The sequence below is a fragment of the Vibrio penaeicida genome (assembly GCF_002933855.1).
In the GTDB taxonomy this organism is placed as follows: domain Bacteria; phylum Pseudomonadota; class Gammaproteobacteria; order Enterobacterales; family Vibrionaceae; genus Vibrio; species Vibrio penaeicida_A.
This window is the reverse complement of the sequence record NZ_BFAQ01000055.1, coordinates 19,876-46,798: the sequence shown is the minus strand read 5'-3', so window position 1 is coordinate 46,798 and position 26,923 is coordinate 19,876. Positions and strand designations below refer to the sequence as shown.

Genomic DNA, 26,923 nt, shown 5'->3' with positions numbered 1-26,923 from the left:
TGGAACAAAAAATAGAACAGTTTTTTGAGCAAAAAGCGGAATGAGTGAGTTTTTCCTATCGACTCGCTACCTATTTACAGAGTCAGATAACGCCCGAATCAGAGTACCCAGTTGAGTGATTGCCGCCAGAATCCTATCGTCGCATGGATATGATGTGTTGATTCTTAGGTGATGGCTAAACAGTTTATCGCTACTGAAAATGATCCCAGGAGCGATTGAAATATTGTCTTTCAACGCCGCTTCATACAACGTTTCTACATTCACTTTCGGTTCTAATTCAACCCAAACAAAATACCCACCATTGAACGCTTTAACCTTCGCACTCTTAGGGAGAGTTTTCTTCAAGCATTCGATGTAGGCTTTTTTTCGATCGTTGAGTATTTTCCTTAATTTTTTTAAATGATTGTCGTAATTGTAGAAGGTCAAATAATGAGAGAGCGCCAATTGAATAGGAATACTGGTGGATAACGTTGAAAGATGCTGCAAACGTTGAATAGATAGCGCTCGATCCCCAGCAACCACCCAGCCGATTCTAAACCCCGGAGAAAGCGATTTAGAAAACGAGCCACATAGCATTATGTGGTTAGATTCATCATACGCTTTAGCAGGTAATGGTGCGGTTGCCCCACTGTATAGCTCGCCATACACATCATCTTCAATCATTGGGACGTGATATTGAGCAACGAGAGTAGCGAGATCTCTCTTTTTCTCTTCAGACAAGCTGTAACCAACGGGGTTTTGCGCGTACGTCATAAACCAGCACGCTTTTATATCCATGGTAGCAAGCGCAGATTCCAAAGCCCCTAAATCAAGACCATTCACGGCATCTGTAGGTATTTCAACTGCAGTTAAGTTCAACCTTTCGATGGCTTGCAACGCACCATAAAACGCTGGATATTCGATGGCAACCAGATCGCCTGGCTCAGTGCACGACTGCAAGCTTAAGCTCAGTGCTTCCATCGCACCCGAGGTAATCACAATATCGTCGGGCAAAACATTCACACCCCGGTGCTGATATCGCTGGGCAATTTGCCTACGTAAAGATTCGCTCCCCGGCGGTAGGTTGGTTAGCATACTGTTACTTGGCATTTGCCTGCTTGCGTTGGCAAGGCTTCGGGATAACGCTTGGTGCGGAAACAGGGCGGGATCGGGAAAGGCTGAACTGAGTGGAATAATACTTGGGTCTTTTGCCCTTTGTACCACATCGTACAAAAGATCACTGATTTTGACAGGAAAAGGCTGAAGCTTTTTACGTTCATTTTGGCTTTGAACTTCTACCGTTCTTCTTGGCAAAACGAAGTAACCAGATTTGGGTTTCGATTTTACGTAACCTTGGTTTTCCAACAACTGATAGGCCTGCAAAACCGTTTCAATACTCAAACCATAGCGCTTACACGTTTCTCGTATTGAAGGAATTTTTTCACCGCTCTGCCAGATTTTATGCTCTATTTGTTTCTTCAACTCATGAGCGAGTTTTTGCGGTTTTTTCATGGCGTTAATTCCTTACAATACTCAAATAACGTCAAAGTGCAGAAAATATAATAGTCTCATAGGGTTAATACAAGCCGATTGAACGCCCTACTACTCAGATATGCCAAAAGCACTGATTAATTTGTGTATTTGCCTAATTTAAGTTTTGCCTAATTTAAATAGCTCAAAATGTGACACCGTCACACATTAAGATAGTATTATCCATCTCCCTCGATACTGAAGCAAAACTTTAACAAATACACAATTTGGTATTTTTCACCCATACACATGTTGATTGTCTTTCAAATTTATATCTCAGCCATCTTTACTTATGTATCTATAAATATATTTTTTGCATTCACCAACAATAAGAGACAAACCCTATGCAAAAAATAACGACACTGACCCTCGCAGCTTTGGCTAGCTTCTCTGTACCTCAATTGGCTTCTGCAGAAGCTATTCTCCATGCATTTAACTGGAAATACTCCGATGTAACCGCGAAGGCAGAGCAAATTGCGCAAGCGGGTTATAAGAAGGTTTTAATTTCCCCGGCTATGAAATCACGTGGCGATCAATGGTGGGCTCGCTATCAGCCACTCGATTTTAGAGTGATTGATTCGCCTATTGGAAACAAACAAGATCTTCAAGCAATGATTGACGCTCTCAACCGTCATCAGGTGGCGGTTTACGCCGATGTTGTCATGAATCACATGGCGAACGAGTCATTAAAAGTCGATGGGCTAAACTATCCCGGTAGTGACGTTCTGCAAGACTATGCATCACAACCCGCGTACTATCAAAACCAAACCTTGTTTGGCAATCTAAGCGATAACCAGTACTCCTCCTCCGACTTTCACCCAGCTGGGTGTATCACCGATTGGAATAACCCAGGTCACGTTCAGTACTGGCGATTGTGTGGTGCGAGCGGCGATACAGGATTACCCGATTTGACCCCCAATCAATGGGTCGTGAATCAACAGCGCCAATATTTACAAGCTTTGAAAAATATGGGGGTGAAAGGTTTTCGAGTTGATGCCGTTAAGCACATGAGCCCACACCATATAAACCAGATCTTTACCCAAGAGATTACGGCAGGCATGCATGTTTTCGGCGAAGTCATAACCGATGGCGGCAGAGGAAATGCAGGCTACGATGGTTTTTTAGCCCCCTACCTGAACGATACCTACCACTCGGCATACGATTTCCCCCTATTTGCTTCGATACGCAGAGCGTTTTCGTTTAATGGCAGCATGAACTTGCTGCACGATCCGCTCGCATACGGACAAGCGTTGGAAGGGACACGAGCCATCACCTTTACCGTTACTCACGATATTCCGAACAACGACGGATTTCGCCATCAAATAATGGATCCGAAGGATGAAGAACTCGCGTATGCCTACGTGTTGGGAAGAGACGGTGGAACACCACTTATCTACAGTGATGAGTTGCCTGATCATGAGGACAGAGATAATGGTCGCTGGGCGAACGTGTGGAACAATAATACCATGAAGAACATGCTGCGTTTTCATAATGCGATGCAAGGACAACCAATGACCATGCTGCATAGCGATGCGTGCTCGTTACTTTTTAAACGTGGGAAAGTGGGTGTGGTGGGCATTAACAAATGTGGTGAATCTCGCAATGTAACTGTTGATACATACCAGCACGAATTTAATTGGTATATGCCCTACACCGATACGTTATCGGGTGCTCAGACGACAGTAGATTCTCGTTACCACACATTCGAGCTGCCTGCGCGCAGTGCGAGAATGTATAAGCTTTAGATTGCGTTGATAGAGTCGATAGGGGCAATAAAAAAGGTAATGGAGGCGCCTCCCGGAGTCGAACCGAGGTCCACGGATTTGCAATCCGCTGCATAGCCACTCTGCCAAGGCGCCATTTCTGATTTTTTATGTGAGGTTTTTGATAGCAGATAAAACTGGTCAGTTCGAGATATATAATCTCAATACCAATTTGCTATCAAAATTAAAATGATGGTGACCCGGGCCTGAATTGATGGTCCGACATTTCGGCCGGTCAGTTCGAGCGCTGAGATTATAAATCTCAATAACAATTTATTATCAAAATTAAAATGATGGTGCCTCGGACCGGAATTGATGGTCCGACATTTCGGCCGGTCAGTTCGAGCGCTGAGATTATAAATCTCAATAACAGTTCACTAAAAAATTCATATTGATGGTGCCCCGGGCCGGACTTGAACCGGCACAGCGCGAACGCCGAGGGATTTTAAATCCCTTGTGTCTACCAATTCCACCACCAGGGCACGCAAACTTGTTGCGATGCTGCTAACTGAAGAGTTAAGACACCATCAAGATATCGTAATATTTACCATATCTTTCAATTTGAATGGAGGCGCCTCCCGGAGTCGAACCGAGGTCCACGGATTTGCAATCCGCTGCATAGCCACTCTGCCAAGGCGCCAATTGAATCGCTGAAGCTATCTGCTCCGTTGCGTTCGATGCACACTTTACGGATTCATCATCAGGAGTCAAATAAAAATTTATGTTTTTCATTCGGTTGCTGATTAATAAAGCAAAGCGATGATGGTTTGATCTCTATTTGCCCAAAAATCACTAACCACAAACTGAATCAAAAATCGAAAAGACGCGACCTCTTACCACTTCTTAAACATTCGACCCACTAAATTTGGATGATACGACCAACAATGATCGAACATCGACATCAGCTGTGGGTTGCCATACTTAGACAAACTAATGGCATGGAAGCGGTTTGACTTTTCCTTAAGCTGATTTACTTTTTCCAAGATATGTTCCGGTTGCTTCGGAGCGATGAAATCCGAAATGACCACCAGATCCGCATTGCGATATTTATCGGTCGACATTAAATCTATGGACTTTTCGATAACAGGATCGATATCCGTCCCACCATGAAACGTATAAGAAAGGAAATCACTTGCCTCACGCAAACCATCTTGTTTAGTTAATTCGTAAGTGATTTGCTCGGTAGAGAAGATGATCACATAGCACTCTCTTCCCTCTGCTAGCGCTATTTGCATCAATGCGTACGCCATTGCTTTTGCGCATTGCTCAGGGAATCCACTCATTGATCCTGAAGCGTCGACGCAAATAATAAACGGACCTTTCTCTATCTCTACCTCTGCATTGTCTGGCGTTTTTGCTCTGACTTTGCGGAGCTTGCGAGACTTGCCTTGTGTTTTGTAGTTCATCAAACGTTTGTCGATCAAATGTTTGTAGAAAATTACTTCCAATTCAGGATAAGCCAAAAACATAGTTTCATTGGGCAACAGCTTATTTAAATCGTCACTTTCGTGAATGCCGACAATATCGTCTGTTGCTTCGTCGCTTTTCTCTTCTACAACTTTCAACTCTTCATTAGGCGCTTTGTTCAAATCGGGATCAGACACTTCACTGGCCATTCGGCCAAGTTGCTCGGCGATGTCTTGCAACGTGCCGTTTTTCTTCAAAAATTCGGCATGGTGCTTCATGGTAGAAATGTCAGATTTCGACAATTTAGCCGACGCCATGTCCCACAGCTTACCAATTTGCCCTTCATCACCGGATTCAGACACTTTATCCATATTTTTCATGGTTTCGATGCGTTGATACAGGTCGAGCAGTAGCTTTTCTTTATCGGCTTCCAGTTCTGTTACTTGTGCCTGTTGCAGGGCTTCACTCAAGCTTTTGTACCACTGGTCGCAAAAGTAATGAGGGAACATAGGGTTGTTCACCCCTTTATTCTTTTCGAGTAAACGTCGGGCCGGCAAATAAAACGCCGAATGCCACTCTAGGCGTTTTAATACATCGTTTATCTTTAGAAAGAACTCATCTTCAGTCCAATGAATGACTTCTTGATAGAGGGCAAGTTCATTACGAAAGTGCTCCGTTTCACACACCTTCGTCATTTTCTTTTTAACTTTACCCCGCCATTTCAATAGATGGTTTTTCATGGAGGTTTTTACACCCCGGTTGTTATCGACCACCATCATTACCTGAGATCGAGCCATTAGATCGTTGACCGCAGTATCGATTAAACCGGATTCTGCAATCATCAATGCGAGGTTTAAGCTATCTGCTCCTAACATGATTCACCCCTAACCTACTCGAAATACTCATTCAGGTGCTTAATCCGAAATGCGCTTTTTTCACACTGCGCTTTAGTTGATTCTAGACGCTGACTAATAGATTGAATGCTGGCTTCCATTTGAGTAGGCAATTCAGGGTCGATAAAACTGTGCGGTAAAGCGCCATGGAAATCAGATTTAACCTGAAGTAGGTGATGCTCGGCGTGAGTAAGTTGTTCCAAAGCATGGCTGGCTTTCGCACTCCACTCTTCGAACACGCCGTTATCTAACCCGTCTTTCGTTACTAAAGTCACCAGTACCGAGCGATTGGCGATGTCCTTAACCACCAGCTGCTCATCGGCATTTAAACCAAATTTAAGCCGTCCAAGGTTGGTGTTTTGGTTCACGTAACCATAGGCATCACCACCTCCTTCTTTGATGACACGCTCTAGTTCCGTCATAGAAAGGTAAACCCAACGAGTGTTACCTTTTTCTCCTTCCCAAACAGACATGTTACTTTGAAGGAGTGCCAGTTTGACGAGCCCAGAGTCACGACCGACTTGGTAACGCTTGGCGTTGCTCGTATCGAAATGGTGAATTTCTTTTTTCAGTAACTTGCCCGTGCTGTCCATTGAAAGGTGCATCGCATATTGGCTCTCAAGCTCTTCTTGAATATCGTCCAACTCTTCTTTGCACGTTTCTATTTGCTGGCTAATGGTGCCTTGATCAAACGCCGAATGAATGGCGAACTCACGGACAACCTCTTCAACAATATCTCGTGAATCAGGGCTATTCCATAAACAGTCTTGAAGCAACAAAAGATCCAATGGATTAATGGTATCGCGACCATTGAAATACGCGCTGGCTTTCAACAATTTAACCGCTTTTTTCCAACGCCTGTCCGACACATACATATCTGTTTCAGAAATATCGACCGCTTCATCGACACGCTGTTCAAGCATCGACTTCAATTGGTAAAGTTTTTCAAAGCACGATTCGGATAACGAGAGCTTATCAAGCTCTTCTAGCCACAAATGATATTCATCGTTTGTGATGGCAAGGCCTTCTGGTACTTGCGCTTCTTGCGCTGTCCCCACGGTTAGCATGGAGCGAAAGTTTTGCTTGTCTTGAATTCGGTTAACGAACACACGAACCAACATCCGGTCGTAGAGTGCCTCCAATCCACTGTCTTCATCGGGCAATTCGTTCGAAGCAGAAACCAATAGCCTCATCGGCACTTTTTCGATCTCGTTACCATTTTTGAACGTCTTTTCGTTCACCACCGTTAACAAAGTGTTCAATATTGCTGGTCCCGCTTTCCAAATTTCATCTAAGAAAACGACTTGCGCCGTCGGCAAGTACCCTTTCGTTAAGCGAACGTATTTTCCGTTGTCTTTCAATTCCTGAATGCTAAGGGGGCCGAACACCTCTTCAGGTGTGGAAAAACGTGTCATCAGGTATTCAAAGTAGGAACTGTTATCAAACGCTTGAATAAGGCGTTTCGCAATAAGACTTTTTGCTATCCCAGGAGGGCCGAGTAAGAAAACACTTTCGCCAGACAATGCGGCGAGTAAGCACAGCTTAATAGTATGCTCTCTTTCATATACTCCATCGGAAAGTGCATGAACCAGTTTATTAATTCGTTCTGAAAGCAGTGCCTTTTGAGCATGGCTGGGATGATTTGAACCTAACATTTAGGCACCTCTGTATTAGGCAACATGGGTATAAGCATATTAGCATTTTTATACATTTGTTATCACTTTGTTACAAGTAATATCTTGTTTTATTAGACTCTTATAGCAGATCTACAGAAAAACCATGGAAAGGAAATCTATGATTACGTAAATGAGGTTTTCATCAAATACACATTGATGGTTGTAATAGAAACGTCAAAAGTTGGACTTTTTTTCTATTGGAGCTTTACAAAACAATCAACTGGCAGGCAGTATCAATAAAAAAGCGATGGAAAAGCTATGTCCCGCACGATCCACAGTTGGAAAAATATAGAGCTTTGCGAGGAGGATGTTCAACTTCCGAATGGAAATGACATTACCCATACCACCATAGTGCACCCCGGCGCTGCCGTTATACTGCCCATTTTTTCGGACAACCGAATTTTACTGATTAAGCAATATCGTCCTTCTTTGAAAAAATGGTTGCTTGAGGTTCCCGCTGGTACCAAGGAACTCAACGAATCCCCTGAAACCTGTGCAAAAAGAGAACTTGAAGAAGAAACTGGTTACAGCGCATCTGAATGGTTTTCATTAGGACAAGTGACGCCGCTCGCTGGTTTCTGTGACGAAATTCAACACTTGTTCGTCGCGAAACAACTTGAACAAACCAATCGTCTAGCCTGCGATGAAGATGAAATTATTGAGCTTCTTCCTTTTTCCATGAGCGAAATCGAAGCTGCTATTCGACAAGGCGAACTCACCGACGCCAAAACCATCGCCTGCATTTACAAAGCCAAATTGTGTGGATATTTGAAGGATCAATGACAATGGATTTTCGTTCTGACACCGTAACACTACCTACTCTAAATATGAAAAAAGCCATGTCGGAAGCCTTACTGGGCGACGATGTGTATGGGGACGACCCAACGGTAAATGAATTGGAACAATGGACAGCGCAAAGACACGGCTTTGAAGCCGCAATATTTACGAGTTCCGGTACACAAGCCAACCTACTCGCGTTAATGAGCCATTGTGGACGTGGAGACGAGTACATTTGCGGTCAGCAAGCGCATAACTATAAGTACGAAGGTGGAGGCGCAGCCGTATTAGGATCCATTCAACCTCAGCCTATCGAGAATCAACCAAACGGAACCATTTGCCTTAAGAAAGCGGCGGCAGTAATCAAGCCGGATGATTTCCACTTTGCTCAAACAAAATTGATGAGCTTAGAAAACACCATTAACGGAAAAGTGCTTCCACTAAGCTATTTAGAAGAAGCTCGGGCTTTTACACGCCAACACGGATTGCAACTCCATCTCGATGGTGCCCGTGTTTACAATGCCGCTGTTGCATTGGATGTGGATATTCAAGAGATAGCCAAACACTTCGACTCTATGACCATTTGCTTATCTAAGGGTTTGTCTGCCCCTATTGGTTCGCTTCTTCTCGGCGATAAAGAGTTGATCAATAAAGCGCGACGTATTCGGAAGATGCTTGGGGGCGCAATGCGCCAAGTCGGTATGCTCGCGGCTGCCGGAAAGCTGGCCATGACAGAGCAAGTTGAACAGCTCAAGTTGGATCATAAGCATGCGAAACAATTGGCATTAAATTTAGCCGAGATCCCAGGGTTTCATGTAAAGCCAGAATTGGTACAAACCAATATCGTGTTTGCAAAGCTGGATGAGCATGTCGATATTGTTGGCATTGCGGAAAAACTTAAAGTACAAGGCATTACAATCAGCCCCGGAAACCCTGTTCGATTTGTGACTCACAAAGATGTGTCTTCGCAAGATATTGAAATACTGACAAAACACATTTCTGATTTGGTCGGAACACCGCAAGTTTAAGTAAGTTGTCGTTTCAAATACCGTTTTTGCTGCCATTTCTTTTTGGCGAAAAACGATAAAAGGGAAGAGTGTAGTCTTCCCTTTTTATATCCATCCTACCTTTCAGTATAAACCTAAACTTCTAGGGTCGGTTGACCTAGTAATAGCAACGAGTCACATGTTCATGCAGTTCGCATAGTAAGTCGTGGTTGCTGGCCAGTCTGAGAACACGCCCAGTACACCCACCTCTTTCGCCAATACATCCAGCAGCACCATGGTGTCGCCATCATTGTTGGTCGCGTCTTTGATGGATTGGTAGTACCAACCACCACCATTTCCTAATGGTCCTGAACGTTCAAGTGTCCAAGTAATGATGTCTAAGCCCGCTTTCTTAGCCAATTTGGTATATTCAGACGGGACAATTTTGCCAGAAGAATCTAATGTCACTAATGCGTACATTGGCGGTGCAATAATTTTCACACCCGAAGCCACTAGATCTTTCATTCCTTGCAATGTTGGCTTGAAGTTTTCGTCGTTGTAGACGCGATCATCCAAATACACCGCCTGCTTACCAAACTCTGGGTTGTTCTGAATCCAGTATTTCACGTCATCAAGATTAAATGATTGAGCAAAGACATCGCTTGCGGGAACGTTCGCAGAACGATATTCACTCACCATCTTCTCTGCGTACATTTCTTGGGTAAAACCATTGAACGGCATTTCAACCGCGGGAGATTTTAGTTCAGGCGTCATCTTTACCCCGTGCTTTTTAAACAACGTGATACTTTCTGCATGTGTGAGCAATGTACCCTTACTGGAATACAAATCCGTTCTCCAGCCGGCTGTACCATTCATGTACTCTTCTACGGTTGTCGCCATAGCGTTAGCACCATCCATTTTTCCTTTTAGGCGTTTAAATTCAGCTAACGTGAAGTCTGAGGTGCGGCATTCAGCTTTCGCTTTTTCACCCGTTGTTGGGTTGGCAGGTTGGAATGGTACGGTACACTTTTTAGCGAGATCTGGGTGCGCGAGTACATCGGTAGTGGTGTGCAAATCGCTTTGTGAATGACGACATACCAATTCTTTATCTTTGGTAAAGGTAACATCGCATTCAAGTATTCCTGCCCCCATTTGAATGGCGGCAAGATAAGATTCTTTGGTGTGTTCTGGAAACTGCATTGGCGCTCCGCGGTGACCAATGGAGAAATCACTGCGGTAAAAAGGACCTGAACTGCAGTTTTGTAGCTTACGCTTAAGCGCTCCGCTGTCCATGTCCTCTATCAAATAGAACGGGCGAGGTCCAAGTTGTACTGTTTCGTGTGCATTGGCATTAACCGACGAACCAAGCAATACCACTGCTGTAATCGCCTTAAATAAACTCTTCATTTGGTGACTCCTGTCAGCTATTTCTTGTTTTGAAGAAGACACGTTAATTACCTGAAATGACAAACGAGTGAATAACTTATGGCACTTTTATGTAGGTGATAAAAAACTCAGTATTAAACCAATTCTTAATCAAACGCTCTATTTCTTAGATTTACCACGACCTTTGTGAATATTCATTTTTGCTTTCATTTTGCGCTTTTCTGCACTTCGGCTTTGACGCTTTCTTGGTTTATCTTCTGAAAGCTCTTCAACCAAACTAGGCTCAAAACCCGCTAACCACTCCTGTGGTAAACGCTTATCCAACAAGTTCTCAATGGCCTTGAGCAAGTATTCTTCATCTCTACTCATCAGTGAAATAGCAAATCCATCGCTACCCGCACGGCCAGTTCTACCGATTCTGTGAATGTAGTCTTCCGCTTTATAGGGCATATCGTAGTTCACGACTTGCTCTAACTGGTGAATATCTAAACCTCTTGCGGCTACATCTGTCGCTATCAACGCTCTGACTTTTCCCGATTTAAAGTCATCCAGTGCTTTTTGTCTTGCGCCTTGGCTTTTGTCTCCATTAATAGATGCCGCTTTGATTCCATCCAATTTAAGCTCTTTCACCAATGAATCTGATCCCTCTCGGGTTTTAGTAAACACCAACACTTGTTGCCAGTTTCGCGATCCAATCAAATAAGCCAAAAGTTCAGCTTTGCGCTTTTTATCTACTGGGTAGACCATCTGTTTTACAGTTTCAGCCGTTGAATTGCTTGGCGTAACTTGAACCTCTTCAGGATCAGTTAGTATCTTGTAGGCAACTTTTTTTACGTTGCCTGCAAAAGTAGCAGAGAAAAACAATGTTTGACGAGCATCATTCAGCTTGCGGAGTATTCGCTGAATATCAGGCATGAAACCCATATCTAACATACGATCAGCTTCATCTAAAACGAGAACTTCTGTCTCTGCCAGCTGAATGTTTTTCGTAAACACATGATCCAGTAGCCTTCCAGGGGTGGCAACCAATATATCTACTCCACCCTTTAGATTGTCGGTTTGCACTTTCATGCTCGTTCCACCATAAACAGCGAGTACTTTTATATCGAGCTCTTCTGCGTAATCGGTTAGGTTATCCAGTACTTGCTGCGCGAGCTCTCGCGTTGGAACCAGAACCAACCCACGTACGAGTTTGTCTTTTAGTGGCTTAGGGCTTTCGATGAGTCGATGAATGATGGGTAAACCATAAGCGGCCGTTTTACCGGTTCCTGTCTGTGCCCCTGCCAGAACATCTTTTCCTTGCAGAACAAGCGGTATCGCGCGCTCTTGGACAGGTGTGGCCTCTTTGAAGTTGAGTTTAGAAAGGCGAGAAAGAATGGCTGGCTGTAAGCCGAGTTGTTCGAAAGACATGGTTCACAAAATCCGGGAGCAGTAACAAGAAGCGCGGATTGTATACCCAAACTGCCTAAAGATGCCAGCAACTAGCTTTTGATCATAAGCCGGTGGAAAAACTGTTTTGATTGCGCAAGAACATCAGGGTAAAGCGTGTCAAATGCTTCAATAAGTGGATCGTATTGTTGAGCCAACACTTGCGAGCATTGACTCAGCTTTTCTAGCTTTGGTCTGCGCATCGCCATGCGAGATAACGCAAACTGGATGTTTTCAAGATCAGCATAGGATTCCATCCATCGACCTTCCCACATATGTGAAGACATGGTGACAAAACGCGAAGGCAGCGTACTAGGCTGGTTTAGTTTAACGAGCTGCTCCGAGTGTGAACAGAATTGTTGAAGTGACTGGCTATGATGCTCTTCCCATCGATTTGCTAGGCAATGATCCCAAAACATATCAAGTGCAATGGGAGAATAGCGCCGCAATTCTGAAGGGAAAAGTGGTTTTAGCGATTTAACCAGGTGGTGTGTGTCGGTATATGAGTCAACAAATCGGTGAAGCTTGATGCCATCAACAATGTCTTTGTTATAACGACCTTCGGGAGACCCTTTAACAAAGTCTCCTAATAAGTTTCCTAACAAATTGCTTTTACAATGATCGGCAATATGAAGATGGGCGAGATAGTTCATGAAGAGGAAATAAGTTACTGAGCGATCAGCATTCGTCTTCCGATAGTTCTTCCAGTAAGTAGCTTGACAAGTTTAGCCCGATCTCCATTGCATCTAGAAGCTCAAGGCTTTCTTCTTCATTACGTTCTTCAATCATACATCTTCCTCTGAATGGGAATATAGACCTATATCCTGCGTAGCCACAGGATTCGGAAAGGGACCATTAACCGGTTACTGCACCCATCGTGAGTCTCAAAGGTGTAGTACCATCGTCCTCTATCAATCAGCTATATATCAATAGACCGGAAATTCATATTAAAATTCGTTGCTGCTTCAATGAAATTTTGACTTACCTCTAGAAATTACCTTCAAACAGCCACTGTAAACATATCAATACAACTAAAGTTTATTTTAGTTTACATGCATATTTGTATCATTAACCACGTTCTGGCACATTCCTAAAAATCTAATAAAGTTGGTTATTTCATCATTTCTGACTGCTCAACTTGCCCTAAAAACACTAAGTTGTAAAAAATAATGAACACACAAAAATCTCGGATCTTTGGCAGCACTTTGATTATTGCTGGAACAACAATAGGAGCAGGAATGTTAGCCCTGCCCCTTGCATCAGCAGGCATTGGCTTTTTGGCGTCGTTAGTCATCATGCTTTTTATATGGCTATTAATGGTCTACACCGCTCTTCTTATGCTGGAAGTACATCAATTTGCCGATCATGATGCCACTCTCCACACGCTTGCTGAGCAGTTCCTTGGACAAAAAGGGAAATGGGTCGCGAGCTGTGCAATGCTCTTTTTGTTCTATGCGCTTTGTGCGGCCTATATTGCTGGAGGTGGTGGGCAGTTTCATCAACGCTTAGTATCCAATGTGAATTTTTCAATCAGCCAAGAAACATCTACCGTTTTGTTTACTGTCATCGTAGCGGCGATTGTCACCATGGGCACGGCGTCGGTCGATAAAATTAATCGAGTGTTGTTTTCAGTGAAAATTATCGCTATGGGTGTGGCTTTGTATGTTCTAGCGCCAGGGATAAATACGGGTTACTTGGTGAATATGCCCTTACAACAGGGCTTACTAATTTCTGCTCTCCCAGTTATTTTCACGTCATTTGGGTTTCACGGCAGTATCCCCGCAATCGTAAAATACCTAAACAAAGACATAAAAGGCTTAAGGGTAGCGCTGGTTATTGGTGCATCTTTACCCTTGCTCTTGTACATACTCTGGCAAATCTCGACGTTGGGTGTGTTAAGCCAGAGTGATCTTGCCAATCAAAGTGGGTTAAGTGCACTTATGGTTTCGCTTACTAATGCTTCTCAATCGGGAACCATCAAAAATGCCATTGCCGTATTCGCCGACCTAGCGCTGCTCACGTCATTTTTGGGTGTCAGTTTGGGGTTGTTTGAGTTTTTGGGAGACAGCCTTAAATCGGTCGTCAAGGCATCAAGAACCCGCACAGCAGCCATTACATTTATTCCACCAATGGCATTTGCTTTGTACTACCCCCAAGGTTTCATTATGGCATTAGGTTATGCAGCAATTGCACTCGTTGTGCTCGCTATTTTCCTTCCTGTCAATATGGCTCATAGAGCGAGGAAAATTCACTCAGAAGAGTTTGAATATAAAGTAGTGGGCGGCTCGTTAAGCCTTGTTATATGTACGATAGCCGGTATCGTTATTATCACGACACAACTTTTAATTTCTTTCGGATTTTTAGCATCCACTGGATAGATTTCGATCACAAACGCTTGCAAACTGATTTCGTTTTGCAAGCTAGATCGCTGATTTTATCAAACTACATTCAAAAAATTTGAATCTTGGCGCACTTCCAAGTGAATCTGGTAACATATCGGAAACGCAAATAGATTTCTAAAAACTCGACTGCTATATTCAAAAACGTTGTTGCAGCAAGCGGTTAATGCAACCCAAACCTTTTTTGTGTGACGTTACTTCCAGTTTATAGTGAGGTTGATATGCCGTTGAAATTTTTAAGCTTCACTCAAATCCAATATGAGACTAAACCTGTTTGCTCCTGCCCAAATTGTGGCAGTGAAGATTATTTGATTTCCGAAAATGGTAAAACGTTAATATGCGAGCAGTGTGGAAAGGTTTCGAAGGAAGAAGCACCCGAAGAGAAAAACCCTGAAACAGTGCATTAATGAAGATGCAATAATCAGTTAGATCGATTTAAACAAGGCACCGAAAGGTGCCTTTTTGCTATTAGTTGAAATTGAAATCCAGAGCATTAGAACTGATGTGATTTACCATTTAAAGTGCTGAAAAATTCAAATTAAATTGAGGGTCTTTTTCTTCCAGCGATTTTAGCAGTTCTTCTATGTTGGATATGGTGTGTACCAGAGCATGATCAACTTGATACTCTGGCTGACTCGGACGGTAATAGTATGTTTGCATCCTCGCTTTTATGCCTGCTTCCACCCCTTTCAGTGTGTCGTCAACATAAATACACTCTTTTGGAGAAACCCCCATATTCAGAGCCGCATAGAGGAGTAGATCGGGTTCTGGTTTCCAGCTGTTTGCATCAAATGCGCTGTAAATGGCGTTGTGGAAAAAACCATCTAAATTTGTGAGTTCAAGAGCGTGTGCAATTCTGTCACTTTCGCTATTAGACGCTATGCAGACATTTATACCCATTTGTTGGAGCTGTTTTAGCAGGTAGCTCGCTCCCTTTACAGACTTGAGCTTAGCTTCATACAAAGTCTGTTTTCTATCTCTATATAAAGGCTCCAGTAAGTCGAGAGATAAGTTGCAGTTTAAGCGATGGCAAGTTTCAGACAAGATATCGGCGGGCTTCCCACCCTGAAAATGACTGAGGCAATCTTCAAGCGATATAGGCTTGTTAAAATGGGCGAATACATCGACAATCGCCTGACAGCATAATGTTTCGCTATCAACCAAGGTGCCTTCACAATCAAAAATAACGCAACGTATTTTATCCATATTCCACCCAACTCCTCTGAGAGAAATTTCAGTGTTGTACAGACATTCTTTTTTGAAAAGATCAATTGATAAAAACTGCTATTAGCAACGCGAGTTTCTATCTAAAGTGGCATCTTGATCACGATGCTTATGATTATGTATCTCGAAGTCTTGTTTAAGTGTGATTTTAGACTATATGGCATACTCTAAAGGAACAACATTATCAGGATGGTAGCGGCGCAACTCTATAAATTCTTCTATATTTTCAATAAGTAACATGCAAATCTCCGGATCAAACTGCTTCCCGCATTTTTCTATAAACAGCTCTTTTACGTCAGAAGCATGCCATGCACTTTTATAACACCGCTGGCTCAAAAGCGCATCGAATACATCTGCGATTGCCGTGATCCTAGCGTAAATATGGATGTCCTTCCCCTTCTTGCCATTTGGGTAGCCATTACCATCCCAATGCTCGTGATGCTCTAGCGCTACGACAGCCGCAAGGGCCATAACATCTCCCTCAGATGAATTGAGCAAATTAAACCCACTTATTGTATGAGTCTTCATCACTTGCCATTCTTGCTCCGTCAGCTTGCCAGGTTTGTCTAGAATCGCTTCTGGTATGGCTATTTTTCCTACGTCGTGCATTGGGCTAATTACTTCTATTAGATCGCATTCAGATTTATCCAAACCGTAAAGTTGGGCAAGCTTACTAGAAAGGCTGGCAACACGCTTTACGTGGTTGCCTGTTTCCCCTGAACGAGATTCAATTGCTTCACCTAAGATATAAATCATGTCCTTTTGAACGTTAAGCGTTTTGTCCTGCAGTTCATAAATTTTTCGATTCTTCTTCGCAAGCTCCCTTTTTTGCCTAATTGAAACAGACTGCATCGCAATAATGACGACTAAAATGGTAATGATACTGCCCGAAATGAAAAGTATTCTTAGGTTCGCTTCGACAAATGAAGTGGGCTCATTCACTATTTCAGCATTTTTGGGCAACATGAATTTTGAAATATTGAACTTATTGAGAGCGTCGTAATTGAATAGATCTTGATACGGTTTTGAATCTGGAAGAGAGGGAGAAAGTAACAACGGTAGCTCTTTTCCTAGCAGCTTAACGGCATAGATACCCAATGAATACGGGTCTTGGACGCGACCACCTAGAATGTCGCCTTTTATGTTATGTCGCCAAAGAACAAATACAGGGGCGGAACTCGAACGACTGATTTTTCTCGCGATTTTATCGTAGCTATGAAACACACCACTTTCTAGTTCACTGTTGAAGTGTGTTAAGAGAACAGCGTCACTTTCAGACGCGTGCATTAGGACTTTTTGTGCTTGTTCTAGTGTTTCCGCAGTCAGTTCGATTAGCTCAATATTTCTAAACTGTCGAATATGCGCCTTTATTTCGCCTCTAACAATTGACGATGTCATACTATTATCAGAAAGAAGATACAACTTTTTAATATTTGGTCTTATTTTTATAATTAATTTAATATTATCTAATATATTATCTTCTTCGTATACAATATGACCGGCTTCAGATAGTGAAGTTAAATATGCATTTTTATTATTAATACCAATTGCAACTATCGGTACATTTTTTAAAAGCTCACCATCAAAGCTTTTAATAAAGCTAAGCGCTCTATCATCGCTTACGATAATTCCATCAAAGTGGTAATTTTCATATTTAAGCTTAAGAAACAGCTTAAACGATTCATAATAAGACTTTTCATGAATACGTTTGGAATCTAGATATTCGATGGAAGGAGCAATGAGAGCGTCACTATGTTTAAAGGCGGTATTGATGCCTTGCTGAATATCTGCTGTCCATTCATAAGAGGGAGCGTATGAATGCAATATAAGAACATGCTGTGCATGCTCTCCCCTTTCGGCGGCTAGCTTCATCTGCTCCGAGGTTATCTGCTCACTTGCAAAGAGCTGAGCAGAAACCAAGCAGGTTAAATAGGTCAACAACGTCAGTAAGAAAGAACATCTCATAAGCTAATCGTGCATATATCTGCAAAACAATGCGAAACATATCACATAATGAAAAGTACTGTCTATGAAGTAATCAACCGAGATTCGCGATGTTCAACTATGTATTTATCAACATCAAAATTATTACCTGTAAAATTAACAATTTGCTGAACAAAATTAAGATAACTGTCTTTTCTCTCATTCAACAAATATATGTCGGAGATCAATATTTCCTTATCCCAAATCGTACCTAAAGCGCACCCAATGGGTTCACCATTCTTAAACCCAATAATAATGGGAAAGTCTGGTTCTAATATTATTTGAGTTAAAAACTCGATGATGAGAGATTGAGAATCTTTGTCTTCCCAGAGGTTGGAATATAACGTTGCGAAGCAAATCGTCAGGCGGTGAAAATCGACGATAAAAAGGTCGTCAGCAATGTTGCTAGTAAAAGACGGATTCGATGATTCAGTGCTATAAGCTTTGTTGGATTGAAAATGCTGATAGAGTTTACGCCCAGCCAAACTTTCTTTTGTTGGATACTTTACGTCGACTTGCGAGTACAACCACTGGTTTTTTCTTTCTACTAGTGCTTGATGTTCTTCGTTTTGATTACTCAAATGCTTATGCCTTTTCCCCAAATTACGCAAATGCACGTGTTGCAAGTGCCATTGAGTGATGAACTACATGCAGAGAGCATACAGGCCACCACCAGCAACCACAATAACTTATGCACCCTAGCTTCCTTTAACGTGTTCAAAAAGCAATACTTGTTAGCCTTATGGGTATTTATTGCTCGCAGGAATCCGCTTAATGTTGTAGGTTGATGGATAACTAATGGTTAAATAATTGGGATCTAATATGTTGAAAAAACTTGCGATTGTTCCCCTACTCGCTTTTGGATTAACGGCGTGTGACAGCAGCGACGAAGTCGGTGATGTAGGACTGGGCTGGTTCACCCTGAAAGACATTAAGCTAAATACATGGGCGGACCCTGTGGTTACAGGTGTTACCTGCCATGTTGCGAGTATAGAAGCAGATTTGAGCCTATCCGATCCAAGTGACAGCTCGATTTCATGTCGCCAAACGGGTGATATTACACCGGAAATGATTGCACAAATTGATAAATCAAAATCTGGTGAGGTGGTATTTAAAAAATCAAAAAGCATCTTTTTTAAAAGCATGAAGATTCGACGTATTTATGATCCAAATACTCAGACTTTGATGTACCTTTCCTATTCAACAAAGGAAACGACGGGTAGCTTCAAGCACAGTTTATCGACCGTTCCTCTTTGGGGAACAAAGGCATTTGTTGAAAAAACCGATATTCAGCAATAAAAACAACCATATATAGAAGTCACCCCAAGTAGGGATTCAACCTCCTCAACTTGGGGTGACTTGAGTTTTAAATTTGTGTAGAATCCGCGCTTCGTTTTTCAAATGTCGCTTGTATCAGCATGAAATTTCCCGGTCAGCGTAAGTCCAAACATTATTTCCCTACCCATTCTCGTGATCCACTTGTTAATCAGATTCGCCAAACACCAAAGTTAAGTCGCCCTACCATTATTGGCGTAGGTCAAACCATTGTGGATATCGAAGCGAGAGTTGATGATGACTTTCTTGAACGGTATGACTTGAGCAAAGGTCATTCTCTGGTATTGGAAGAACAAAAGGCGGATGCCTTATACCGTGAACTGACCGAGAAAAACCTGATTACTCATGAGTACCCTGGCGACACTATCGGTAACACACTTCACAATTACTCTGTATTGGCGGATAGCAAATCTGTTTTATTAGGCGTAATGAGCAAAAACATCGAAGTCGGCTCTTATGCTTATCGCTACTTATGCAATACGTCTTCTCGTATGGATTTGAATTATCTTCAAACGGTAGATGGCCCTATTGGTCGCTGCTATACATTGATCTCAGATGACGGTGAGCGAACATTTGCCTTAAACGTCGGGCAAATGAATCAGTTGTCACCTGAAAGCATTCCTGAAAAAGTATTCAAAAAGTCAGCCGCGTTGGTGGTTTCTTCTTACTTGATGAGAGGAGAGCCAACGGATCCAATGCCACAAGCAGTTCAGCGAGCCGTTGAGCTAGCGAAAAAGCATGATATTCCTGTCGTTCTGACTTTGGGGACGAAGTACGTCATCGAGGGTAACGAGACGTGGTGGCAAGAATACCTAAAAGAAAACGTCACTGTTGTTGCCATGAATGAAGATGAAGGTGAAGCACTAACTGGCGAAAAAGATCCTCTACTGGCTGCCGATAAAGCGCTTGAGTGGGTCGACCTTGTTTTGTGTACTGCTGGTCCTGTGGGCTTATATATGGCGGGATATACGGAAGATGAAAGCAAACGCGAAACAACTTTCCCGTTGTTACCGGGCAATATTGCTGAATTCAATAAATACGAATTTAGCCGCTCGATTAAAAAAGAAGAATGCCGTAACCCTCTAAAGGTGTACTCTCATATTGCGCCTTACCTCGGTGGTCCTCTTGAAATCAAGAATACCAACGGAGCAGGTGATGCTGCACTTTCTTCTTTGTTGCACGATATGGCTGCTAATCAGTATCACAAGTCTAATGTGCCCAATTCGAGTAAGCATGAGCAAAATTTCTTAAGCTACTCTTCCCTCTCACAAATATGTAAATACGCCAACCGAGTGAGTTATGAAGTGCTTACCCAACATTCTCCTCGCTTAAACCGCGCATTACCTGAACGAGAAGACAGCTTGGAAGAAACCTATTGGGATAGGTAGAACCTTATTGAAAATACAATGAAAACGGGGCTTAAAGCCCCGTTTTTGATTTTCGAACAAGCTATTTTTGCTCTCGGTTCACCTGCTCATGATCTTGCTAAGGATTCTTTTAATGCGTCTTGCTCAAAAGACCGAGCTTCTACCCGTTTGTACAACCAAATCATAACACCACACAAACCAATACAAAGAGCCCATAGCCAGTCGGCATCGAGTGTATCCAGCATTGCCCCTCCTACTAGTGGCGCGATGGCAAAACCTAAAGAATAAATGGCTGCCGCCCCAAAGTAAGATCCTCTTAAATGCTCCGGCGCGAGCTGATCGATTTGCACACTCAAGGTTGGGAATGCGATGACTTCACCAAGGCTGACAATGAAACAACCTAAAGCCCAACCAAGCACCCAGTTTTCTGGCGTTAAGATAAAAGCAACTTGACCCAATCCCATTAAAAGCATGCCGATTCGTGTTCGCATGAATAATGGAAAACGCTCCATCAATTTAAGCATGGGGAACTGAAATACAATAATCGTAAGAGTATTCACTAACACTAGAGTAGCGATTAGCGTTGCCGCATCTGGTAAGGAACTTCGCACTAAAACTTGAGGCAAAGAGGATTCTAACTGAGCATAAACAAACATCATGATCAGGTTGGCGATTAATAGGATTTGAAAGATTTTGTCGCGTGCGATGACTTTCACCGTTGCTTTAAAATCAGGCATCTCACCACCTTCACTTTTTGTTGTTTCAGGACAACGCAAAAAGCTTAACCACAACCAAGCGCCGAATAATAGGTAAGTCACCCCTGTAACAATAAAAAGTTGCTGCGGAGCAGCGAGTGCTAACGTAATGCCAATAAGCGGCCCGATAGCACCACCAAGATTGAGAATGAAGTAACGAATATTCAAAGCAAGCTCGCGATCTTTAACATCACTCAAGTTATCGCCAATTACCGCTTTGGCTGGCGCTTCAATCATAGGGCGCATTAACCCACACAGAGTGAGTAACACAAAAAACTGCCAAATTTCATTCGCGACACCTATGCCGCTGTACGCTAGTGCCGCAATCGCGCTGCCAGCAATCATGACCCATTTTCGCCCAAACTTATCAGAAAGGTAACCCGAATAAAGCCCAGTGAACACACCAACTAATCCGGAAGCTGCAAGCATCCCGCCGACTTCTAAAGCCGTCGCATTATAGTCTTGATATAGAAATACAATTAAATAAGGCCAAGCCATGAAGTAGCTGGTTCTTGCTAGTAAAGTGCCACTGAGCACTGTCCAGATAGTGAAGTTAAACCGTTGAATTCGTTGCCACTGGAATAGAGTTCCCTGACCGCCTTTTTCTCCCATTACCTTTCCTTTTGATAAATGTAATTTGCATCCATTGGGATGGTGTTCAAGCTGATCTTACTCTTGAATATCCAGAGTTTTCTGCTTTCTTAAGAGCAAAAACATGTGCAGCTGTTCCCCATTATCTTAGATACGTGTTTTCTATCAAAGAAACATGTGAACGTTTTTTTTAATAAACTAACTGTATATCAATAGATTCTACTGAAAACGCTATGCGGATTACTGTCGAGCTTCAGAATTAATTATCACAGTTAAACTTGAAATAGTTACAAGCAGATTTCTTCTACAAATTTCCAATCTAAAAGTTATGTACTATCTTTTTAGTATTAAACATTTAGGTAACTCGTAAGGTCAATCATGTATACAACTCGCACTTATTTTCTACTTATTGCTTTCTTGTTCTCTTCATCAATTTGGTCTGCAGAGTTAACATTTGGAATAGTACCGCAGCAATCAGCAAAAAAATTAGCCGCCAAATGGGGACCTATTTTTAAATACATAAGCGAAAAAACTGGTCACACTATTTTGTTTGCTACCGCAAAAGACATACCTACGTTTGAAAAGCGCCTACTTGAAGGTCAATACGATCTCGCTTACATGAATCCTTATCACTACACCGTTTTCAGTGTACGTCCTGGCTATGAAGCATTCGCAAAACAGAAAGACAAAAAAATAAAAGGGATAATTGTTGTTAAGAACGACAGCCCAATACAAGAGTTAAGTGAGCTAAACAAGAAAAATCTTGCTTTTCCATCACCAGCAGCCTTTGCGGCAAGCGTCTTGCCACGAGCCAAAATGGCACAAGATGGGATCAACTTCAAACCCACTTATGTTTCATCTCACGATTCTGTTTATCTCGCTGTATCGAAAGGTATATTCCCAGCAGGAGGCGGAGTTTATCGAACATTTAACAACACATCACCAAAAGTTCGCTCGTCACTCAAAGTTCTCTGGGATACTCCAGAGTATACCCCTCACGCCTTTGCCGCTTTACCTACCTTAGACCCACAAGTGATTAGCGATATACGTTCCGTAATACTCGAGATGAATAACAGCCCAGAAGGGTTAAAACTTTTGAAAACCATTAACTTTAAAGCGATTTCAGAAGCTAAGGACAGCGATTGGGATGACGTAAGATCACTTGATATTAAATTACTGAGCCATTTTTTGGAGCAATAACAATATGTCTCTCCGGCTGAAAACCATACTCGGGATCGCATTGATTGAAGCAGTACTACTTGCGATGCTGATAACGCTCACTTTAGATTTCCTCAAAACAACAAACTACGAGGGGTTGACTAAGCGCGGAGAAACTACAGCGAGACTATTCGCAAGTTCAGTTAAAGATGCGGTCTTATCATGGGATCTTGCTTCATTAGAATCATTCACTCAGGAACTCATGTCTAATCCAGACATTGTATATGTAGAGGTAATTGGGGAAAACGGCAGTCCACTCGCAAAACTCGGTCACGATAACCTTCAAGGAAAATCCTCACCCGAGCTCACTGCAGAGCATGTAACAGATGGTGTATTCGACGTAGCGTATCCGATACAAGAATCTGAAATCAAATACGGATCAGTACGTATTGGATTAGATATGACTTACTTAAATAAGCAAATAGATGAAGCCAAAAAATGGAGCTTTTTTATTGTCCTAGGTGAAATGGCTCTAGTTGCTTTGTTTTCTTATGTTCTTGGAGCTTTTTTAACAAAGCGGTTAACCCTATTAGAGAAAGCAGCTGAAAAGCTAGCAAAAGGGCGCCGAGATATTCAAGTGGATGATTCTGGAAGCGACGAAATATCGCATCTTGCTAAAGCTTTCAACTCCATGGTTACAAAACTGACCAATTCAGAAAATGCCAGTCAAAATTACCAACAGCAATTGGAAACTCTTAACAGTTCACTGGAGGATACCGTCCGAGAAAGAACAGTAGAATTGAAGCAGAACAATGAAGACTTAATTGATACCAACAACAAGCTTAAAAAAACTCAGGGCAAATTAATACAAAGTGAAAAGATGGCTTCAATCGGAACCATGGCCGCAGGGTTCGCCCACGAAATCAACAACCCCATAGGCTCTGTTGATAGCAACCTTCAAACGATTCGAGAATACCTAGACTGCTATAGAAATTTAGTTGCCTTACAGTCTAACGCCTTAAGTGAAATAGATGAGATTAAAAGAGAGAAATCAATAGTATCCTTGAAAGAATGGATCGACTATCAAGATATGGATTTTATTGAACAAGATATAGGAGAAGCACTAAAGGATGCCATTACGAATACCCACCGAGTAAGAGATATAGTTCTAGGGCTTAAGAGCTATTCGATGTACCAAAAAGATTCTCCCCAAACAGAATCCAATCTAGAAGAGGTACTTAAACAATGTTGTGAGCAAGTCAAATTTGAGTACCCTAGTTCAATCAAAATTGATTTGAAGACTCCGATCAGAAGTGTTGTGTTGTGTAATCAGACGGAACTTAAACAGGCCATCAATGCTGTATTAAAAAACGCGCTTCAATCTATGCAAGGAGATTCCTTAGAACATGTTTTAGTAGAAACACAATTGGTTGATCAATCAGTAAAAATTATGGTGAGAGATAGTGGTGTTGGAATTGCACCTAAACAACTAACACAAATATTTGATCCATTTTTTTCTTCTAGAAACATCGGTGAAGGAACTGGGCTAGGTTTAACGCTTGCTCACAACATAGTAGAGCAACACAAAGGAAGTATTGAGGTAGAAAGTCAGCTTCAGCGGGGTACAACCATAACGATTACTCTACCAAAAGTTTTTAAGCATGCTGATGCTTCAAACCACGTGAGCCCACTAAATGAATTAAAAACGGGAACAAATGCTCCTTAGTTACTTAGATTTGTTGACCCTAGCTTTTATTGATTCAACAAACTGAATCAAAGTGGAGAATGCCCAATAAGAAATGATTGTCCTAACGTTCAAAAGCATCTTTATAAAATTCACAGGAATCATTTGATATGAATGAAAAAAGCGGACCAAAAAACGAAGAGCTTGAGTATTACAAGCGCGCTTATTCTCGTGAAAAAAAAATACGCAAAGAAGCTGAAAAACTCTTAGAAACTAAGTCTAGAGAGCTGTATGAAAGTCTTGGGAAACTACAAGAAACTCTGCTGAGCGTTCAAAATTTACGAGATCAAATGATCCACAGTGAAAAAATGGCAGCCATTGGACAGCTAGCAGCTGGTATCACTCATGAAATAAATAACCCAGTTAGCTACGCCATGTCTAATTTGAATCAACTCAGATCATACATTCAAGACTTGATCGACCTCGATCAGGTGGCCTTGCAGAATAAAGACAGCGCTATAGGTTTGCAGGCTTATTTAGCTCATCGTCAGTCGGCAGAGATTACCCTAACTATCGTAGACATAAAAGAGTTGTTGTCCGAAACGATACAGGGATTAAACAGAATAAAAGAAATTTCTCTTACGTTTAAAAAAGCCTCGCACAAAGGTACTAGCGAATACGCAGAGGTCAATATTCAAGATTGCTTAGAAAACTCTCTTAATGTGGTACATAGCGAACTCAAACATTCTATTGCCGTAAATAAAAACATACAGAATATACCCAGTGTTAAAGGCTCATACTCTCAGCTACAGCAAGTATTCATTAACCTTTTTGTAAATGCAAAACACGCGACACCAGATAAAGGAGTATTCACTATCACAACAGAACCCATAGATATGGGTGACAAAGATTGGGTAAAAATAAGTATTAAAGACACAGGAAAAGGCATAAAGGCAGAAGATCTTGCTCATATCTTTGAACCGTTTTTCACAACAAAAGAAGTAGGAAAAGGTACTGGGCTGGGCTTATCAATAAGTTATGAAATAATAAAAAATCACAAAGGTTCTATAGAAGTAGCGAGTGAAGTTGGCATAGGTACGACTTTTACTATTTTGCTTCCAGGGATGTAAGACGAGTTGTACTTTTGCTTATACCTAAGGGACTGTTCTAGATCTGCAGTATTCAAATAGTCATATCAAATTCAGCTCAAGAAAATACCGTTTTCTTTGCCAGTCACTATATATCAACTACTCTTAAAGTAATGAAAAATTAACAAGTAGTGGAGATCACCATGGATGGAATAAATGCTGAAACATTTAAGAAAAAGCCCAAACTACTTCTGTTAGATGATGAAGAAGATATTATTAGAGCTCTAACTAGAGTTTTGCGACGAGATTTTGATGTCATCTCTTTTACAGACCCTCACCATGCTCTAGCTCACTTAGAAGACCATCCAGTTCCCTTAATGGTTTCTGATATGAGAATGCCCGAAATGGATGGTGCCGACTTCTTTGCACAGGCAAAAAAAATGCAGCCCAATAGCGTAAGGGTACTTCTAACCGGTTATGCCGACATTGATGCAACAATGCGGGCAATCAACGAAGGTGGTGTGAATAATTACCTTTGCAAACCTTGGGATAATGAAAACCTTAAGCTAACTTTGATTCGTTCGCATGAGTTTTACGAGCTTCAAGAGGAGCGATTAAGGCTTGCATCTGAGTTAGAAGAGAAAAATGAAGAGCTAAACAAGGCAAATTCATCTTTAGAAGAAAAAGTTCAAGCCAGAACAGCCGCATTAAAAGACTCACACAAGAAATTAGAACTTTCGGTGAAAACCAGATCAACATTACTCAAAGATGTGCTTTCTCTAGTTACATCGCTTGTTGGGCATAGAGTTGGAACAACTTCTCAGTCTTTAGATCGAATCGCTTATCTAAGTAAACAAGTCGCAATTTTTCTTGATAGCAATGAAACACAAATCAATCAAACTTATCTCGGTGCAATTATGCATAAGCTGGGACTAATAGGAAAAGACAACAATCAATCGACTCAAAACTTCCAGCACACTCACATAGCGCCCTCTAACAATCCTGAGCTCGGTGCAGAAATTCTAACCAGTTTGAAAAAATTTCAAAGCCTAGCACCCGTTATAAGATTTCAAGATGAAAATTACGATGGAACTGGTTTTCCAGACCATTTGAAAGGCGAAGATATCCCGCTTTCCTCTCGGATAATAAGAGTAGTAAAAGACTATGAATATATGATTGCTGGTGAAAACAATCTTTCAAAAAAGTCACCGTTTGCGGCTGCTAAATATTTAGAAAATCACTGTGGGAAGGTGTATGACCGTAACGTTGTTAAGGCGTTTAGTGAAGTAATGAAGGTAAGACCTCAAGATGATATGCATGAAATAGAGTATTGTGTCAGTTCCAATGAATTAAAAGATGGTGACATATTGAAGCAAGATCTTACGCTCCAAAATGGTACAACAGTGCTTACTGCAGGCAGCGAAATAAATCAGGCAACCATAGCTAGACTTCGCGATATTGAGAATCAAGCTGGAATCCAATTAGCGTTTTTCATCTAGTGGACAAGCAAGAAA

The 26,923-nt window shown here is 41.8% G+C and carries 20 protein-coding genes and 3 tRNA genes; 10 read left to right on the top strand and 13 right to left on the bottom strand.

The features are described from left to right. Nucleotides 1-66 precede the first annotated feature (66 nt). Nucleotides 67-1,491 carry an aminotransferase-like domain-containing protein gene (locus VPNCDNU1_RS26220; RefSeq protein ID WP_104403108.1) on the bottom strand — a complete coding sequence of 475 codons (1,425 nt, stop codon included), beginning with the start codon at nt 1,489-1,491 and terminating at the stop codon, nt 67-69. Nucleotides 1,492-1,853: 362 nt separating this feature from the next. On the opposite strand from VPNCDNU1_RS26220, the gene VPNCDNU1_RS26215 reads away from it, so the two are divergent. Further along, the gene (locus tag VPNCDNU1_RS26215; RefSeq protein ID WP_104403107.1) at nt 1,854-3,254 is read left to right on the top strand and encodes an alpha-amylase family protein; all 1,401 of its coding nucleotides are present in this window, start codon (nt 1,854-1,856) and stop codon (nt 3,252-3,254) included. Between the two features lie 40 nt (nt 3,255-3,294). Here the strand turns inward: VPNCDNU1_RS26215 and VPNCDNU1_RS26210 are convergent. From VPNCDNU1_RS26210 to VPNCDNU1_RS26190, 5 genes are all read right to left on the bottom strand, one after another. Then, nucleotides 3,295-3,368 (bottom strand) — tRNA-Cys (locus tag VPNCDNU1_RS26210). Nucleotides 3,369-3,667: 299 nt separating this feature from the next. Continuing rightward, nucleotides 3,668-3,754 (bottom strand) — tRNA-Leu (locus VPNCDNU1_RS26205). A gap of 84 nt (nt 3,755-3,838) precedes the next feature. Beyond that, nucleotides 3,839-3,912, bottom strand: a tRNA-Cys gene (locus VPNCDNU1_RS26200). 193 nt (nt 3,913-4,105) lie between these two features. Further along, complete coding sequence (gene viaA / locus VPNCDNU1_RS26195; RefSeq protein WP_104403106.1) at nt 4,106-5,554, bottom strand: ATPase RavA stimulator ViaA; 1,449 nt, start codon at nt 5,552-5,554, stop codon at nt 4,106-4,108. Nucleotides 5,555-5,568: 14 nt separating this feature from the next. Further along, nucleotides 5,569-7,227: an ATPase RavA domain-containing protein gene (locus VPNCDNU1_RS26190; RefSeq protein WP_104403105.1), complete on the bottom strand. Its 1,659-nt coding sequence runs from the start codon at nt 7,225-7,227 to the stop codon at nt 5,569-5,571. A gap of 279 nt (nt 7,228-7,506) precedes the next feature. Between VPNCDNU1_RS26190 and VPNCDNU1_RS26185 the strand changes: the two genes are divergently transcribed. Both VPNCDNU1_RS26185 and ltaE read left to right on the top strand, forming a co-directional pair. After that, on the top strand, nt 7,507-8,031 hold the full coding sequence (locus VPNCDNU1_RS26185) for an NUDIX hydrolase (protein WP_104403104.1): 525 nt from the start codon (nt 7,507-7,509) through the stop codon (nt 8,029-8,031). Nucleotides 8,032-8,033: 2 nt separating this feature from the next. Continuing rightward, nucleotides 8,034-9,053: a low-specificity L-threonine aldolase gene (gene ltaE, locus VPNCDNU1_RS26180; RefSeq protein WP_104403103.1), complete on the top strand. Its 1,020-nt coding sequence runs from the start codon at nt 8,034-8,036 to the stop codon at nt 9,051-9,053. 153 nt (nt 9,054-9,206) lie between these two features. Here the strand turns inward: ltaE and VPNCDNU1_RS26175 are convergent, their stop codons facing one another. From VPNCDNU1_RS26175 to VPNCDNU1_RS26165, 3 genes are all read right to left on the bottom strand, one after another. Continuing rightward, nucleotides 9,207-10,418: a glycerophosphodiester phosphodiesterase family protein gene (locus tag VPNCDNU1_RS26175; protein WP_104403102.1), complete on the bottom strand. Its 1,212-nt coding sequence runs from the start codon at nt 10,416-10,418 to the stop codon at nt 9,207-9,209. Between the two features lie 138 nt (nt 10,419-10,556). Then, entirely contained in the window at nt 10,557-11,807 is a 1,251-nt protein-coding gene (locus tag VPNCDNU1_RS26170) for a DEAD/DEAH box helicase (protein WP_104403101.1), read from the bottom strand. A 71-nt stretch (nt 11,808-11,878) separates the two neighbouring features. Then, on the bottom strand, nt 11,879-12,478 hold the full coding sequence (locus VPNCDNU1_RS26165) for an acyl carrier protein phosphodiesterase (protein ID WP_104403100.1): 600 nt from the start codon (nt 12,476-12,478) through the stop codon (nt 11,879-11,881). Between the two features lie 516 nt (nt 12,479-12,994). Here VPNCDNU1_RS26165 and VPNCDNU1_RS26160 point away from each other — a divergent pair. Continuing rightward, complete coding sequence (locus VPNCDNU1_RS26160; RefSeq protein WP_104403099.1) at nt 12,995-14,203, top strand: aromatic amino acid transport family protein; 1,209 nt, start codon at nt 12,995-12,997, stop codon at nt 14,201-14,203. 537 nt (nt 14,204-14,740) lie between these two features. Here VPNCDNU1_RS26160 and VPNCDNU1_RS26150 read toward each other — a convergent pair. From VPNCDNU1_RS26150 to VPNCDNU1_RS26140, 3 genes are all read right to left on the bottom strand, one after another. After that, nucleotides 14,741-15,430, bottom strand: a complete 690-nt coding sequence (locus VPNCDNU1_RS26150) for an HAD-IA family hydrolase (protein ID WP_104403097.1) — start codon at nt 15,428-15,430, stop codon at nt 14,741-14,743. A 171-nt stretch (nt 15,431-15,601) separates the two neighbouring features. Beyond that, nucleotides 15,602-17,413 carry an HD domain-containing phosphohydrolase gene (locus tag VPNCDNU1_RS26145; RefSeq protein WP_237324224.1) on the bottom strand — a complete coding sequence of 604 codons (1,812 nt, stop codon included), beginning with the start codon at nt 17,411-17,413 and terminating at the stop codon, nt 15,602-15,604. 62 nt (nt 17,414-17,475) lie between these two features. Beyond that, on the bottom strand, nt 17,476-18,012 hold the full coding sequence (locus VPNCDNU1_RS26140; protein WP_104403096.1) for a flavodoxin: 537 nt from the start codon (nt 18,010-18,012) through the stop codon (nt 17,476-17,478). 241 nt (nt 18,013-18,253) lie between these two features. Here VPNCDNU1_RS26140 and VPNCDNU1_RS26135 point away from each other — a divergent pair, with 241 nt between their 5' ends. Beyond that, complete coding sequence (locus VPNCDNU1_RS26135; RefSeq protein ID WP_104403095.1) at nt 18,254-18,730, top strand: CreA family protein; 477 nt, start codon at nt 18,254-18,256, stop codon at nt 18,728-18,730. 119 nt (nt 18,731-18,849) lie between these two features. After that, nucleotides 18,850-20,154, top strand: coding sequence for an inosine/guanosine kinase (locus tag VPNCDNU1_RS26130; RefSeq protein ID WP_104403094.1), 1,305 nt, complete (start codon nt 18,850-18,852; stop codon nt 20,152-20,154). A gap of 86 nt (nt 20,155-20,240) precedes the next feature. Here the strand turns inward: VPNCDNU1_RS26130 and VPNCDNU1_RS26125 are convergent, their stop codons facing one another. Beyond that, entirely contained in the window at nt 20,241-21,500 is a 1,260-nt protein-coding gene (locus VPNCDNU1_RS26125) for an MDR family MFS transporter (protein WP_104403093.1), read from the bottom strand. 357 nt (nt 21,501-21,857) lie between these two features. Between VPNCDNU1_RS26125 and VPNCDNU1_RS26120 the strand changes: the two genes are divergently transcribed. The 4 genes from VPNCDNU1_RS26120 (at nt 21,858) to VPNCDNU1_RS26105 (ending at nt 26,908) form a co-directional block, all read left to right on the top strand. Then, nucleotides 21,858-22,679 (top strand): phosphate/phosphite/phosphonate ABC transporter substrate-binding protein, encoded by an 822-nt coding sequence (locus VPNCDNU1_RS26120; protein WP_104403092.1) that lies wholly within the window; start codon nt 21,858-21,860, stop codon nt 22,677-22,679. A 4-nt stretch (nt 22,680-22,683) separates the two neighbouring features. Then, nucleotides 22,684-24,363, top strand: a complete 1,680-nt coding sequence (locus VPNCDNU1_RS26115) for a HAMP domain-containing sensor histidine kinase (protein ID WP_104403091.1) — start codon at nt 22,684-22,686, stop codon at nt 24,361-24,363. 128 nt (nt 24,364-24,491) lie between these two features. Further along, nucleotides 24,492-25,451: a sensor histidine kinase gene (locus VPNCDNU1_RS26110; RefSeq protein ID WP_104403090.1), complete on the top strand. Its 960-nt coding sequence runs from the start codon at nt 24,492-24,494 to the stop codon at nt 25,449-25,451. Nucleotides 25,452-25,612: 161 nt separating this feature from the next. Continuing rightward, the gene (locus VPNCDNU1_RS26105) at nt 25,613-26,908 is read left to right on the top strand and encodes an HD domain-containing phosphohydrolase (protein ID WP_104403089.1); all 1,296 of its coding nucleotides are present in this window, start codon (nt 25,613-25,615) and stop codon (nt 26,906-26,908) included. Nucleotides 26,909-26,923 lie beyond the last annotated feature (15 nt).